Genomic DNA, 13,970 nt, shown 5'->3' with positions numbered 1-13,970 from the left:
TCACAGAGGCGCGCGGAGGCACGGGACCTTGGTCTCGTCGCCACCGCGCACGCCGCCCTCCCCCGTGCGACGCCTCAGCCCGAGACGCTCGGGTGACCGTTCTCGATGTGCCCCATCAGACGCCGGCGGAAGTCGCCCTGCGCGGTCACCTCGATGTCGTACCAGCCGTGCGCGTCGGCCGCCGAATGGACCACCGTGCGGCTGCGGCCGGGCTTGACCTTGATCTCACGGGTCCAGCCGTCCAGGTCCGCCTCGTCGACATAGCCGAGCGGCCGTACGGTGTACGTGACGGGAGCGTCGCCCTCGTTGCCGAGCGTGAGATGCAGATCGCGCTCCTCGTGGTCGAGGTGCGAGGAGACCACGGCGCCCTTGGCCGTGGTGCCGGCGAACTCACGGCGGAAGCCGTTGGGGCCGGTGATCGTGAAGCGGTACGCGTCCCCGCCGAGCGGCACGCTCCACCGGGCCTCGCCCTTCACGTCCTTGTGCTGCGGGACGGCGAACTCGCCTGCGTACGGGTACAGCGCGAAGTGCGCGCTCGCGCGCGCCTTGTTGCCGAGCTCCAGCTCGAAGGACTTCCCGTCCTCGGCGATCTTTCCGTACGCGTCCGGCTGGTAGGGCAGCGGGCGGGCCGGGCGCTTCCCCGGCTCCTGCTCGGGCATCCGCTGCACCGCGGGCGGAACCGGCCGCCAGCGTCCGGTGAACGGCGGGACCGGCCCCGGCCGCTCCACCTCGGGCTGCCGGTGGCCGCGCTTGAAATCGAAGGCGGAGGTCAGGTCGCCGGTGACCTGACGCCGCCAGGCCGTGATGTTCGGCTCCTCGACGCCGGTCCACTTCTCCAGGAAGCGGATCACGGAGGTGTGGTCGAAGACCTCGGAGCAGACGTAGCCGCCGACCGTCCAGGGCGAGACCACCAGCAGCGGTACCCGGATGCCGAGCCCGGTCGGGCGGCCCTGCCAGCGCTCCTCGATGTCGTCCTGCGGCGGCACCGGCGGCGGGACGTGGTCGAAGAAGCCGTCGTTCTCGTCGTAGTTGATCAGTACGACGGTGTGCCGCCACACCTCGGGGTGCGAAGCGAGCGTGTCCAGCACCTTGTAGACCAGGGTGGCGGAGGCGACCGGCGACGAGGCGCCGGGGTGCTCGGAGTCCAGCGCCGACGGCACCAGGTACGACACCTCGGGCAGAGTGCCCGCCGCCACGTCCGCGCGGAAGTTCTCGGCGAGGCTGCCGGTCTCGCCGCGCCGCAGACCCCGCTCGAAGAGGGAACGCTCGGCCGGGGTGAGCGTGGCGACGCCCTCCTCCAGCCGCTCGAGCAGCCTGGTGCGCTCGGCGGCGTCGGTGGTGCCGCGTACCTGGGCGTAGAAGGCCTCCATGAAGGTGAAGCCGCCGTCGACCTTGGCCAGGGCCTTACGGGCGATCGCCTTGAAGGAGGCGAAGAACTCCAGGTTGTTGTCGGTGAAGTTCTCCCACTCCTGGTAGGTCTTCCAGGTGCGGCCCGCCTTCTCCAGCCGCTCCGCGTAGGTGGGCCAGGGGTAGCCGGGGTGGGTGGCCTCGGCGTAGGCGGAGTTGGTGACGGCCCGCGTGCCGTCGGCCTCGTAGCCGGTCCAGCCGCTGACCAGGTGGTTGCGGTTGGGGCTCGTCGAGGTGTGGATGGACGAGTGGTACGCGTCGCAGATGGTGAAGGTGTCCGCGAGCTCGTAGTGCAGCGGTATGTCCTGGCGGTCGTAGTACGCCATGGTCGCCGCGGTCTTCGCGGAGACCCAGTTGTCCATCCAGCCGTTGTTCCACGCCTTGGCGCCGCCGCCCCACGAGTGGTCGAGGTCGCCGATGTACTGCAGGTCCTTCTGCTGCGTCTCGGCCGCGTCGCGCACCGGGAACGGCAGCACGGTGCGGCCCAGCGGGGCCGGCTGCTCGTAGACCGGCTTCCCGCTGGGCAGCTCGACGGCATTGCGGTCGGCGAAGCCCCGTACACCGCGCAGGGTGCCGAAGTAATGGTCGAAGGAACGGTTCTCCTGCATAAGGATCACCACGTGCTCGACGGCGCGCAGCCCGCCGGTGGGCGGCTCCGCGGCGAGCGCCGCCTGGAGGGAGGGGGGCAGCAGCGATCCGACCGCCGCCGCGCCGAGGGCGCCTCCGCCGAGGGCGAGGACCCGCCTGCGAGAAAGTTCCGGTGTCAAGCTGCTCGACCTCCCAGTCGACGGCCAATGGCTCGCCTGTCGGCCATTGGGTGGTACGGCCGGGACGGTAGTGAGACGGGGTGTCCGAAAGAAGACCCCGCGACTGCCGCGTGGTGAACGTCCGAGGGGAGCCGACGGAAGTCCGGCCGGGACGCACGAGGGGCGGCACACCGGTACGGTGTGCCGCCCCTCGCGGTGCGTCCCAGGGGATCAGCCCTCGGTGACGCCGAGCTTCTCGAGACTGTGCTTGATTATTCGCTCGCGGCAAGCCGCTCGAGAATGAGCTCCTTGACGCGGGCCGCGTCGGCCTGGCCACGGGTGGCCTTCATGACCGCGCCGACCAGCGCGCCGACCGCCGCGACCTTGCCGCCGCGGATCTTGTCCGCGATCGCGGCGTTGCCGGCGATCGCCTCGTCGACGGCCGCGCCGAGCGCGCCCTCGTCGGAGACGACCTTCAGACCACGCTTCTCGACGACGGCGTCCGGGTCGCCCTCACCGGCCAGCACGCCCTCGAGGACCTGGCGGGCCAGCTTGTCGTTCAGGTCGCCGGAGGCGACCAGCTCGCACACCCGCGCGACCTGTGCCGGGGTGATCGGCAGCTCTTCCAGCGAGCGGCCGGACTCGTTGGCGTTACGGGCCAGCTCGCCCATCCACCACTTGCGGGCCTGGTCGGCCGGGGCGCCCGCCTCGGACGTGGCGACGATCAGGTCGACCGCGCCCGCGTTGAGGATCGACTGCATGTCGAGCTCGGAGACGCCCCACTCCTCGCGGAGCCGGTTGCGGCGCAGGCGCGGCAGCTCGGGCAGCACGGAGCGCAGTTCCTCGACCCACTCACGGGACGGGGCGACCGGGACGAGGTCGGGCTCCGGGAAGTATCGGTAGTCCTCGGCCTCCTCCTTGATGCGGCCGGAGGTCGTGGAGCCGTCCTCCTCGTGGAAGTGGCGGGTCTCCTGCACGACCTTGGCGCCGGAGTTCAGCACACCGGCGTGGCGGCTGACCTCGTAGCGGACGGCACGCTCGACGGACCGCAGCGAGTTGACGTTCTTCGTCTCGGAGCGGGTGCCGAACTGTTCGGAGCCCTTCGGCATCAGCGACAGGTTGACGTCGCAGCGCATCTGGCCCATTTCCATGCGGGCCTCGGAGACACCGAGCGCCCTGATGAGCTCGCGCAGCTCGGCGACGTACGCCTTGGCGACCTCGGGAGCACGCTCGCCCGCGCCGACGATCGGCTTGGTGACGATCTCGATCAGCGGGATGCCGGCCCGGTTGTAGTCCAGCAGCGAGTGCTGCGCGCCGTGGATACGTCCGGTGGCACCGCCCACGTGCGTGGACTTGCCGGTGTCCTCCTCCATGTGGGCGCGCTCGATCTCCACGCGGAAGACCTCGCCGTCCTCCAGCTGGACGTCCAGATAGCCGTTGAAGGCGATCGGCTCGTCGTACTGGGAGGTCTGGAAGTTCTTCGGCATGTCCGGATAGAAGTAGTTCTTCCGGGCGAAGCGGCACCACTCGGCGATCTCGCAGTTCAGTGCGAGGCCGATCTTGATGGCGGACTCGACGCCGATGGCGTTGACCACCGGCAGGGCACCGGGCAGGCCGAGGCAGGTGGGGCAGGTCTGCGAGTTGGGCTCGGCGCCCAGCTCGGTCGAACAGCCGCAGAACATCTTGGTCTTGGTGCCGAGTTCGACGTGCACCTCGAGTCCCATGACGGGGTCGAAGGCGGCGAGGGCGTCCTCGTACGACACCAGTTCAGTGACGGTCACGGTGAAACTTTCCCTCTCAGCCCTGCAGGACGTCGTCGTCGCCGAGGCGCTTCAGCTCGCGGACGAGGAGCGCGATGCCGGTGACGATGGCAGCGGCGGACACCGCGGCGTCGATCAGCTTGAGCGTGTCGTGCTCCGTGCGGGCCTTCTTGACCTGCTTGCACACGTTGATCGCACCGAACGCGGTGGTGCCGATGGACAGGTACGTACCGGTCTTGGACTTCTTGAAGCCCTTGGCCTTGGTCAGTGCACTCACAGCGACGGAGCCTCCTCCAGCAGCGGGTGGCCCCAGCGTGCCACGAAGGCGGCCTCGACGGCGGCGCCGACCTTGTAGAGCCTGTCGTCCTTCATGGCCGGGGCGATGATCTGCAGACCCACCGGCAGGCCGTCCTCGGGCGCGAGTCCGCAGGGCAGCGACATGGCCGCGTTGCCCGCCAGGTTGGTCGGGATGGTGCACAGGTCGGCGAGGTACATCGCCATCGGGTCGTCGACACGCTCGCCGATCGCGAAGGCGGTGGTCGGGGTCGTCGGGGAGACGATCACGTCGACCTGCTCGAAGGACTTCTCGAAGTCCTTCGTGATGAGCGTACGGACCTTCTGCGCGCTGCCGTAGTACGCGTCGTAGTAGCCGGAGCTCAGCGCGTACGTGCCGATCATGATGCGGCGCTTGACCTCGGGGCCGAAGCCGGCCGCGCGGGTGAGGGCGGTGACGTCCTCGGCGGAGCGGGAGCCGTCGTCGCCCTCACGGAGGCCGTAGCGCAGACCGTCGAACCGGGCGAGGTTCGAGGAGCACTCGGAGGGGGCGATCAGGTAGTACGCGGCGAGGGCCTTGTCGAAGGACGGGCAGTCCAGCTCGACGATCTCGGCGCCCAGCTCCTTCAGCAGCTCGACGGACTCGTCGAAGCGCTGCATCACGCCGGCCTGATAGCCCTCACCACGGAACTGCTTGACCACGCCGACGCGCATGCCCGCGACGGAGCCGTTGCGGGCCGCCTCGACGACCGGCGGGACCGGGGCGTCGATCGACGTCGAGTCCAGCGGGTCGTGGCCGGCGATGACCTCGTGCAGGAGGGCCGCGTCCAGGACCGTACGGGCGCAGGGGCCGCCCTGGTCGAGGGAGGACGAGAACGCCACCATGCCGAAGCGGGACACCGCGCCGTACGTCGGCTTGACGCCGACCGTGCCGGTGACGGCGGCCGGCTGACGGATGGAACCGCCGGTGTCCGTACCGATCGCGAGCGGGGCCTGGAAGGAGGCGAGCGCGGCGCTGGAGCCGCCGCCGGAGCCGCCGGGGATCTTGGTCAGGTCCCAGGGGTTGCCGGTCGGGCCGAAGGCGCTGTTCTCCGTCGACGATCCCATGGCGAACTCGTCCATGTTGGTCTTGCCGAGGATGACGACGTCGGCGGCCTTGAGCCTCTTGGTCAGCGTCGCGTCGTACGGCGGGATCCAGCCCTCGAGGATCTTGGAGCCGACGGTGGTCGGCACGCCCTCGGTGGTGAAGATGTCCTTCAGCGCAAGCGGCACGCCGGCCAGCAGGCCGAGCTTCTCGCCCCGCTCCCGCTTCGCGTCCACGGCACGGGCCTGCGCGAGGGCGCCCTCGCGGTCCACGTACAGGAAGGCGTTCACCTTCTCGTCCACGGACTCGATACGGGCCAGGTGGGCCTCGGTGACCTCGACGGCGGTGAGCTCGCCGGAGGCGATCTTCTCCGCGATCTGTGCGGCGGTGAGCTTGATGATGTCACTCATGCTGTTCAGTCCTCCCCCAGGATCTGCGGCACCTTGAAACGCTGCTGCTCCTGGGCCGGGGCGCCGGAAAGCGCCTGCTCGGGGGTGAGCGACGGACGGACCTCGTCCGCGCGCATGACATTGGTCAGCGGCAGCGGGTGGGAGGTCGGCGGTACGTCCTCGTCGGCGACATCGGCAACGCGGGCGACCGCGCCGATGATCACGTCGAGCTGTCCGGCGAAGTGATCGAGCTCTTCGTCGGACAGCTCAAGACGCGACAGCCGTGCGAGGTGGGCGACCTCCTCGCGCGTGATGCCAGGCATGCAGCGATCCTCAGGGGTGAGTGTTGTGGTTTTGGCCCAATCCTATGGGGCCGGACCCCCTGCCCCCTAAACGGTTTCACCGGACACCGTCCCGGACGGCCCCGGAAGCGGGGGCGCCGCGCACCACAGAGCGGACCGGTGTGTCCGCCCTCAAGCCCCGGACAGCCCGCACGCTGCCCCGCCCCGTGGGGCGAACCGGTGTGTCCGCCCTCAAGCCCCGGACAGCCCGCACGCTGCCCCGCCCCGTGGGGCGAACCGGTGTGTCCGCCCTCAAGCCCCGGACAGCCCGCACGCTGCCCCGCCCCGTGGGGCGAACCGGTATGTCCGCCCTCAAACTCCCCCAGCTACCGCTGGGGGTGCCCCCAAGCCGGGTGGACCGACGTCATGTGACCTGTTGTTCCGGGGTGGCCACGGCCGGGAGTTCCGCCGGGCGGCGCCAGCCGTGTTCGCCGCGGGCGCGGAGCCAGGCCGTCGTCTCCGCCGGGGGCATCGCCGCGGCGACCAGCCAGCCCTGGACCGCGTCGCAGCCCAGATCGCGGAGCCGTTCCCAGGTCTCGTCGTCCTCGACGCCTTCCGCGACGACGAGCAGGCCCAGCGAATGGGCCAGGTCGACCGTGCAGCGGACAATCTCCGCGTCCTCCGTGTCGACGGCCAGCCGGGCCACGAACGAACGATCGATCTTCAGCTCGCTGACAGGCAGCCTGCGCAGGTGCACCAGGGAGGAGTAGCCGGTACCGAAGTCGTCCAGGGACATCTTCACACCGTGGCCGGTCAGCCCGGCGAGGGTGTCCGCGGCTCGCTGGGGGTCTTCCAGGAGGACGTGCTCCGTGATCTCGAGCTGGAGGGCCCCGGCGGGGACCCCGTGCCGGGCAAGGCGGGCGGCCACGGCACCGGCGAAGCCCGGGGTGTGGACGTCGCGCGGCGAGACATTGACGGCCACCGGGACGTTCAGGCCCTGGGCACGCCAGCGGGCGACCTGGCCGAGCGCGGTCTCCAGCACGTACTCCGTCAGGTGCGGCATCAGGCCGGACGACTCGGCGATGGCGATGAACTCGTCGGGAGGGACCCGGCCGCGCTCCGGATGGACCCACCGGACCAGGGCCTCCAGGCCCGCCACCTGACCGTCGAAGCGGACTTTCGGCTGGTAGTGGAGCTCGACCTCGCCGGCGTCCAGCGCGCGCCGCAGATCGCCGAGCAGACCGAGCCGGTCGGGGGTGTTGGAGTCCCGCTTGGACTCGTACACCTCGACACCCGTACGGTCCCGCTTGGCCTGGTACATGGCCACGTCCGCGCGCCGCAGCAGCCCTTCGGCGTCGAGCGCGTGGTCGGGGAAGACGGCGACGCCTGCGCTGGCCTCGAGGACCAGGGTCAGCCCGTCGAGGTCGAGCGGCGAGGACAGCTCGGCCACCAGGTGGCGGGCGACGCGCTGCGCGCTGGTCGCCGAGTCGGCCGTGGGCAGCAGCACGGCGAACTCGTCACCGCCGAGCCGGGCGGCCTCCGCGCCGCGGGGCAGGGCTAACCGCAGCCGGTCGGCGATCTGGAGGAGCAGCCGGTCACCGGCCAGATGACCCAGGGTGTCGTTGACGGACCGGAAACGGTCGAGGTCGATCAGGACGAGCGCGGACCTGGATCCGTGGTTCTCGGCCTCCTCGAGTGCGGACCAGGCCCGTTCCAGCAGCCACAGCCGGTTGGGCAGCCCGGTCAGCGGGTCGCGCAGCTGTTCCTCCGCGCGGGCGCGGGCGATCCACAGGGTGGAGTCCAGTGCGATCAGCGGGACGGCGAACAGCGGCAGCAGGACCGGCCGGTCCGTCGCGACCACGCAGATCAGCGGTGCGATGCCGAGCAGGGCGACGGCGACCAGACCGTGGCGCACCAGAGCGGTACGGGCGACGGTGGGCAGTCCGCCGCCGCGCGGGGCCATGGCGTACCAGAGGAGCACCCGGGTGATCGCGAGATAGGTGACGGCGGCCAGCGCCACCTCGGGTGCGGTGCCGAGGCCCCAGTCGGCAGGCAGATACGGAGCTTCGACGGTCGGGGCGTCACCGAATACGGCGAGGACCAGCGCGGCCCCGGCGATGCCCAGGAGGTCCGCGGAGCCGTGGAGCATGCCCTGCCGCCAGCGGTGCCTGCGGGCCGCCCCGACCAGGACCACCACGGCCACGCTGACCAGCCCGGCGGGCACCCAGCCGTACAGCAGGAGCATCGAGAGGGTGAGGGCCCCGCCGGAGCCGGTGCCGCCCCACCAGCGGTCGCGGCCGAGGGCGATGAGATGGCAGACGATGATCACGGTGAGCACGGCCAGCGACCAGCCGGCCGTGCCGTCGGGGAACAGCGCCCGCCCCTCGTACGCGGCGTCCAGCAGGCCCGTCACCAGGACGAGAAGGGCGAGCGCCGGAATGACGACGGGCAGTCTGACGGGCAGTCCGGCCGACAGCTTCGAGGAGAGAGCCGCGAATACGCGCAGCCGTGTGACCGGGGCGGCGCTCTCGGTCGGTTTCATTCCCGTCCCTCTCACAGCCGGCGGTGCCCATCCCACGCGATGGCCCCGTTGTGCCATCACGGCTGAAATCTCATCACGCAGCCATGCACGACAGGCGCACATCCCAACAGTAGGCCGCAGAAGCCTCCGACGGGCAGCGGTCTACAGCTGTTGCCCGAATGCGACCCGGCCACCCCTATGCATCTGGTATGCGCTGAACGGGTGATCTTGTCGCGCGGTTCCTGAGGATCCCTCGGCCAGGGGGTGTCCGCCGGCCCCTAACCTTCCGTGGGCAGCGCAGCGTCCACTGCGGCCTCCGGCCCTTGCTCCAAAAGGGTTGCGAAGCCGTTCTCGTCCAGTACCGGAACCTTCAGCTGCATCGCCTTGTCGTATTTGGAGCCCGGATTGTCACCGACGACCACGAAGGCCGTCTTCTTCGAAACGGAACCGGTGACCTTTGCTCCGCGGCTCTGGAGCGCCTCTTTCGCGCCATCCCTGGTGTAGTTGACCAGCGTGCCGGTGACGACGACGGTGAGTCCTTCGAGCGGACGCGGACCTTCCTCCTCACCGGCGCCCTCTTCCTCCATCCGGACGCCTGCCGAGCGCCACTTGCGCAGGATCTCGCGATGCCAGTCCTCTTCGAACCACTGTTTGACGGAGGCCGCGATGGTCGGTCCGACGCCTTCGACGGCGGCCAGCTCCTCCTCCGTGGCCTGCTCGATCCGGTCGATCGACCGGAACTCGCGGGCCAGGGCCTCCGCCGCGACCGGCCCCACATGGCGGATCGACAGACCGTTGATGATGCGCGCCAGCGGGCGCTCCTTGGCGGCGGCGATGTTCTCCAGCATGGAGAGCGTGTTCTTCTTCGGCTCGCCCTTCTGGTTGGCGAAGAAGCTGACGATCTTCTCCTGGCCCGTCCTGGGGTCGCGCTTGGGCAGTCCCGAATCCTGGTCCAGGACGTACGACTTGATGGGGAGCAGCTGCTCGACGGTGAGGTCGAAGAGGTCGCCCTCGTCCTTCAGCGGCGGTTCCGAGGGCTCCAGCGGCTGGGTGAGCGCGGTCGCCGCCACATAGCCGAAGTTCTCGATGTCCAGGCTGGACCGGCCCGCGAGGTAGAAGATCCGCTCGCGCAACTGGGCAGGGCAGGAACGGGCGTTGGGGCAGCGAAGGTCGATGTCGCCTTCCTTCATGGGTCGCAGCGGAGTGTGGCACTCCGGGCACTCGGCGGGCATCACGAACTCCCGCTCCGTGCCGTCCCTCAGGTCCACGACCGGGCCGAGGATCTCCGGGATGACATCGCCGGCCTTGCGCAGCACCACGGTGTCGCCGATCAGCACGCCCTTGGCCTTCACCACGTCCTGGTTGTGCAGGGTGGCGAACTCGACCTCGGAGCCGGCCACCTTGACCGGTTCCACCACGGCGTACGGCGTCACACGCCCGGTGCGGCCCACGCCCACCCGGATGTCGACCAGCTTGGTGTTGACCTCCTCCGGAGCGTACTTGTAGGCGATGGCCCAGCGCGGGGCACGGGAGGTCGAGCCGAGCCGGCCCTGCAGCGGGATCTCGTCGAGCTTGACGACCACACCGTCGATCTCGTGCTCCACGGAGTGGCGGTTCTCACCGAAGTACGCGATGAACTCCCGTACGCCGTCGAGGGAGTCCACGACCTTGTTGTGCCGGGCGGTGGGCAGGCCCCATTCGCGCAGCAGCTCGTACGCCTGCGACAGCCGGTCGATGTCGAAGCCCTCGCGGGCACCGATGCCGTGCACCACCATGTGCAGCGGAAGGGTCGCGGTGACCCTCGGATCCTTCTGACGAAGCGAACCGGACGCGGAGTTGCGCGGGTTGGCATAGGGCTGCTCACCGGCTGCCACACGCCGGGCATTGAGCTCCTCGAACTTGTCCATCGGGAAGTAGACCTCGCCGCGGATCTCGACCAGGTCCGGGATACGGTCTCCCTTCAGCCGGTCCGGGATCTCCGCGATGGTCCGCACGTTCGGCGTGATGTCCTCGCCGATGCGTCCGGTGCCCCGGGTCGCGGCGCGGGTCAGCCGCCCTTTCTCGTAGGTGAGGTTGACCGCGAGGCCGTCCACCTTGAGCTCGCACAGGAAGTGGTAGTCGGAAGTACCGGCGTCCCTCGCGACGCGCTCGGCCCAGGCGGCCAGCTCCTCGTCGGTGAACGCGTTGTCCAATGACAACATCCGCTCGCGGTGCTCGACCTTGGCGAGTTCGAACTCGTACTCCCCCGCGACCTTCTGGGTCGGCGAGTCGGGAGTACGCAGCTCGGGGTACTCCTCCTCCAGCGCCTCCAGCGACCGGAACAGCTCGTCGAACTCGGCGTCGCTGACGACCGGCTGGTCCTTCACGTAGTACCGGAAGCGGTGCTCCTCGACCTGCTCGGCGAGAAGCTTGTGCCGCTCCAGTGCCTCCGTCGGCACTCCCGCCTGCTGTTCGGCAGCCACTGTGGTCCTCCGTTACTCAGGGTTGTCCGCGAGCGACCTCGCCGCCCGTACGCAGTGGGCGAGGGCCGCGCGGGCGTACGCGGGGGACGCCCCCGCGAGACCGCACGACGGAGTGATCACGACGGACTCCGCGAGAGTCCCCGGATTCAGCCCCAGCCTGCGCCACAGCGTTCTGACACCCATGACGCTACCGGCAGGGTCTGACAATGCGGTGTCCGTGCCCGGCACGACTCCCGCGAAGAGCTTCGTGCCACCCTCCACCGCCTCGCCGATCGCCTCCTCGTCACGTTCGGTGAGCAGCCCGAAATCGAACGACACCCCGGCCACCCCGGCCCGGCGCAGCAGCGCGAACGGCACGTCCGGCGCGCAGGAGTGGACGATCACCGGGCCGTCGTGCACCCCGATCACGTCCCGCAGCGCGCCCTCGACGACCTGGCGGTCCGGTGCGCGGTGCGTGCGGTAGCCGCTGGCGGTCCTGATCTGCCCCCGCAGCACGGCCGTCAGCGACGGCTCGTCGAGCTGGAGAACGAGCCGCGCGCCCGGCACCCGGCGCCGTACCTCCGCCAGATGCGCGCGCAGCCCCTCGGCGAGCGAGCCGGCCAGGTCCCGGCAGGCCCCGGAGTCCCCCAGGGCCGCCTCGCCGTTCCTGAGCTCCAGCGCGGCGGCCAGCGTCCACGGGCCGACGGCCTGCACCTTCAGCGGGCCCTCGTACCCCTGGGTGAACTCCTCCAGCGCGTCCAGGTCCTCGCCCAGCCAGGACCGTGCCCGCCGGGTGTCCCGGCCCGGCCGGTCGCTGACCCGCCAGCCGCTGGGCTCCACATGCGCCCACACCTCGACGAGCAGTCCGGTGGTCCGCCCGATCATGTCGGCGCCCGGCCCGCGCGCGGGCAGCTCCGCCAGATACGGGAACTCCTCGAAGGACCCGGTGACGGTCTTCGCCGCCTCCCGCGCGTCCCCGCCGGGCATCGATCCGACCCCGGTCGCGGGGCCCCAGTTGATGTCGCTCTTGTCGCTGTTCACGCTCACGTGGAGAGCCTACGCAGGCCCGGGTACCGGGAGAGAAAACGCCCGAGGCCTTCCGGGTCGGCGACCGTCAGGTCGTTGCGGAAACGGTGGCGTTCCCAGGAGACGCCGTCCAGGCCGTGCACGCTCGCCTGCCCGATCCATTCGGCGTCCACGTCCAGCAGCCCGATGGTCACGCTGCCCCGGCAGCGGCAGATGTCGCCGGTGAACTCCCCCGTCGTGGTCAGCTCCCGCAACCGGGCCAGCTCCGCGGTGTCGAAGGCCTCTCCGAGGATGCGCCGCTTGTCAAGCGGCCCTTCGCCTTCGCCGCCCGCGAGTACGCACGCGGCCCGGGTGCGGGACCAAACCTCCTCCAGCCAGGCCTCGACGTTCATCGTCGCGGCCGCACCGTCAGATCGTGGACCTCCGCGTCGCGCGGCAGGTCGAGCGCCATCAGGATCGTCGTCGCGACCGACTCCGGGTCGATCCAGCGGTCCGGGTCGTACTCCTTGCCCTCCTGCTGGTGCACCTTGGCCTGCATGGGGCTGGCGGTGCGGCCGGGGTAGACGGAGGTGACACGGAGGCCGTTGGCGTGCTCCTCCTCGCGGAGGGAGTCGGCCAGGGCCTTCAGGCCGTGCTTGGAGGCGGCGTACGCGCCCCACTCCGCGTGCGCGTGGAGGCCGGCGCCCGAGTTGACGAAGACCACATGGCCCTGGGAGACCCGGAGTTGGGGCAGCAGCAGCCGGGTCAGCTCGGCCGGGGCGATCAGATTGACGTTCAGCTGGCCGTGCCAGGTCTTCGGGGTGAGGTCACCCACGGTGCCGAGCTCGACGACGCCCGCGATGTGGAGGAGCGAGTCCAGGCGGTCGGGGAGCGTCTGGTGCGAGAACGCCCAGGACAGCCGGTCCGGTTCGGCGAGATCGCCGACGAGCGTCCGGGCGCCGGGGTAGCGGGCCGCGAGTTCCTTGGCGCGGCCCGCGTCGCGCGCCAGCAGCACGAGCTCGTCGCCGCGCTCGTGCAGCCGGCGCGCCACGGCCGCGCCGATGCCGGAGCCCGCCCCGGTGATCAGGTGAGTAGCCATACCGGACATGCTCGCATCACTGCCGACCGTGCGACGCCTCCAGGTAGCCGAGCGCCGTGACGCCGTCCTCGGCGAAGAACACCAGGTCGGCGAGTGGGCGCGGCAGGAAGCCCTCGTCCTCCATGCGTCGGAACTGTTCCCTCAGCCCGTCGTAGAAGCCCGCCGTGTTGAGCAGTACCACCGGCTTGGTGGTGTGACCGTGCTTCTTCAGCTCCAGGATCTCGGTCGCCTCGTCCAGCGTGCCCGTGCCGCCCACCATGATCACAACGGCATCGGACTTGGCCAGCAACGTCGCCTTCCGCTCGGCGAGGTCCTTGGCGAAGACCATCTCGTCCGCGTTCTTACGGGCCTTGTCGGCCAGGAAATCCACGGAGACCCCGAGCAGCCGTCCGCCCGCCTGCTGCACCCCGTCGGCGACGACCTTCATCAGCCCGACGTCGGAACCGCCCCACACCAGGGTGTGCCCGCCCTTGCCGAGCCGCTCGGCGAATTCACGGGCGGGGCGGGTGTAGCGCTCGTCGAGGTCGGCGGCGGAGAGGAAGACGCAGATATTCATGCTGCAACGGTACGGGGGAACGCCTCGTACCCCGCAGGCGTTGTGCCGTACATGGCTGACGGACACGCAGGACACGGACTCGCAGGACACCGGATCACCGTCGAACAGGGCACGGATCATGTACGCGTCGTACGCGACGGCCTGGTCCTCGCCGAGAGCCACCGCCCGCTGCTGCTGCGCGAGACGGGTTGCCCGGTGCGTTACTACCTGCCCCGGGAGGACGTCAGGGTGGATCTTCTGACGCCCTCGGACACCGAGACGTACTGCCCCTTCAAGGGAACGGCCTCGTACTGGTCCCGTCCCGACGCGAAGGACCTCGTGTGGGCATACGAGGATCCGAAGGAGGAGGTTGCCGGGATCAGGGGCCACCTCTGCTTCTATGAAACAGAAGTGAACTCGAACTGAGGA

At 70.2% G+C, this 13,970-nt stretch carries 12 protein-coding genes; 1 reads left to right on the top strand and 11 read right to left on the bottom strand.

Annotated features, from left to right (window positions below; genetic code table 11):
- Nucleotides 1-74: 74 nt before the first annotated feature.
- From ABD858_RS23075 to ABD858_RS23025, 11 genes are all read right to left on the bottom strand, one after another.
- Nucleotides 75-2,174, bottom strand: coding sequence for a phosphocholine-specific phospholipase C (locus tag ABD858_RS23075; protein WP_345040712.1), 2,100 nt, complete (start codon nt 2,172-2,174; stop codon nt 75-77).
- A gap of 251 nt (nt 2,175-2,425) precedes the next feature.
- Nucleotides 2,426-3,934 (bottom strand): Asp-tRNA(Asn)/Glu-tRNA(Gln) amidotransferase subunit GatB, encoded by a 1,509-nt coding sequence (gene gatB, locus ABD858_RS23070; RefSeq protein ID WP_345040710.1) that lies wholly within the window; start codon nt 3,932-3,934, stop codon nt 2,426-2,428.
- Between the two features lie 16 nt (nt 3,935-3,950).
- Nucleotides 3,951-4,190: a hypothetical protein gene (locus ABD858_RS23065; RefSeq protein WP_345040708.1), complete on the bottom strand. Its 240-nt coding sequence runs from the start codon at nt 4,188-4,190 to the stop codon at nt 3,951-3,953.
- Nucleotides 4,187-5,680 (bottom strand): Asp-tRNA(Asn)/Glu-tRNA(Gln) amidotransferase subunit GatA, encoded by a 1,494-nt coding sequence (gene gatA, locus ABD858_RS23060; protein ID WP_345040705.1) that lies wholly within the window; start codon nt 5,678-5,680, stop codon nt 4,187-4,189. The genes ABD858_RS23065 and gatA overlap by 4 nt, the downstream gene beginning before the upstream one ends.
- Nucleotides 5,681-5,685: 5 nt before the next feature.
- Nucleotides 5,686-5,982, bottom strand: coding sequence for an Asp-tRNA(Asn)/Glu-tRNA(Gln) amidotransferase subunit GatC (gene gatC / locus ABD858_RS23055; RefSeq protein WP_345040703.1), 297 nt, complete (start codon nt 5,980-5,982; stop codon nt 5,686-5,688).
- 382 nt (nt 5,983-6,364) lie between these two features.
- The gene (locus ABD858_RS23050) at nt 6,365-8,482 is read right to left on the bottom strand and encodes a putative bifunctional diguanylate cyclase/phosphodiesterase (RefSeq protein WP_345040700.1); all 2,118 of its coding nucleotides are present in this window, start codon (nt 8,480-8,482) and stop codon (nt 6,365-6,367) included.
- 257 nt (nt 8,483-8,739) lie between these two features.
- Nucleotides 8,740-10,923 (bottom strand): NAD-dependent DNA ligase LigA, encoded by a 2,184-nt coding sequence (gene ligA, locus ABD858_RS23045; RefSeq protein WP_345040698.1) that lies wholly within the window; start codon nt 10,921-10,923, stop codon nt 8,740-8,742.
- A gap of 12 nt (nt 10,924-10,935) precedes the next feature.
- Nucleotides 10,936-11,949 carry a methionine synthase gene (locus ABD858_RS23040; RefSeq protein ID WP_345040696.1) on the bottom strand — a complete coding sequence of 338 codons (1,014 nt, stop codon included), beginning with the start codon at nt 11,947-11,949 and terminating at the stop codon, nt 10,936-10,938.
- Nucleotides 11,946-12,320, bottom strand: coding sequence for a hypothetical protein (locus ABD858_RS23035; RefSeq protein ID WP_345040693.1), 375 nt, complete (start codon nt 12,318-12,320; stop codon nt 11,946-11,948). The genes ABD858_RS23040 and ABD858_RS23035 overlap by 4 nt, the downstream gene beginning before the upstream one ends.
- Nucleotides 12,317-13,006, bottom strand: a complete 690-nt coding sequence (locus ABD858_RS23030; RefSeq protein WP_345040691.1) for an SDR family oxidoreductase — start codon at nt 13,004-13,006, stop codon at nt 12,317-12,319. The genes ABD858_RS23035 and ABD858_RS23030 overlap by 4 nt, the downstream gene beginning before the upstream one ends.
- Nucleotides 13,007-13,022: 16 nt before the next feature.
- A complete protein-coding gene (locus tag ABD858_RS23025) occupies nt 13,023-13,562 on the bottom strand; it encodes an LOG family protein (protein ID WP_345040689.1) in 540 nt (179 codons plus the stop codon).
- 51 nt (nt 13,563-13,613) lie between these two features.
- On the opposite strand from ABD858_RS23025, the gene ABD858_RS23020 reads away from it, so the two are divergent.
- Complete coding sequence (locus ABD858_RS23020) at nt 13,614-13,967, top strand: DUF427 domain-containing protein (protein ID WP_345040686.1); 354 nt, start codon at nt 13,614-13,616, stop codon at nt 13,965-13,967.
- Nucleotides 13,968-13,970: the final 3 nt, after the last annotated feature.

This window comes from Streptomyces sannanensis (assembly GCF_039536205.1).
Lineage (GTDB): Bacteria > Actinomycetota > Actinomycetes > Streptomycetales > Streptomycetaceae > Streptomyces > Streptomyces sannanensis.
This window is presented reverse-complemented; position numbering and strand designations above follow the sequence as displayed.

What these genes read in the sequence shown, in the direction of transcription:
- gatA (WP_345040705.1), bottom strand. Translation starts at nt 5,680, where the DNA reads ATGAGTGACATCATCAAGCTCACCGCCGCACAGATCGCGGAGAAGATC.
- gatC (WP_345040703.1), bottom strand. Translation starts at nt 5,982, where the DNA reads ATGCCTGGCATCACGCGCGAGGAGGTCGCCCACCTCGCACGGCTGTCG.
- ABD858_RS23050 (WP_345040700.1), bottom strand. Translation starts at nt 8,482, where the DNA reads ATGAAACCGACCGAGAGCGCCGCCCCGGTCACACGGCTGCGCGTATTC.
- ABD858_RS23035 (WP_345040693.1), bottom strand. Translation starts at nt 12,320, where the DNA reads ATGAACGTCGAGGCCTGGCTGGAGGAGGTTTGGTCCCGCACCCGGGCC.
- ABD858_RS23030 (WP_345040691.1), bottom strand. Translation starts at nt 13,006, where the DNA reads ATGGCTACTCACCTGATCACCGGGGCGGGCTCCGGCATCGGCGCGGCC.
- ABD858_RS23025 (WP_345040689.1), bottom strand. Translation starts at nt 13,562, where the DNA reads ATGAATATCTGCGTCTTCCTCTCCGCCGCCGACCTCGACGAGCGCTAC.
- ABD858_RS23020 (WP_345040686.1), top strand. Translation starts at nt 13,614, where the DNA reads ATGGCTGACGGACACGCAGGACACGGACTCGCAGGACACCGGATCACC.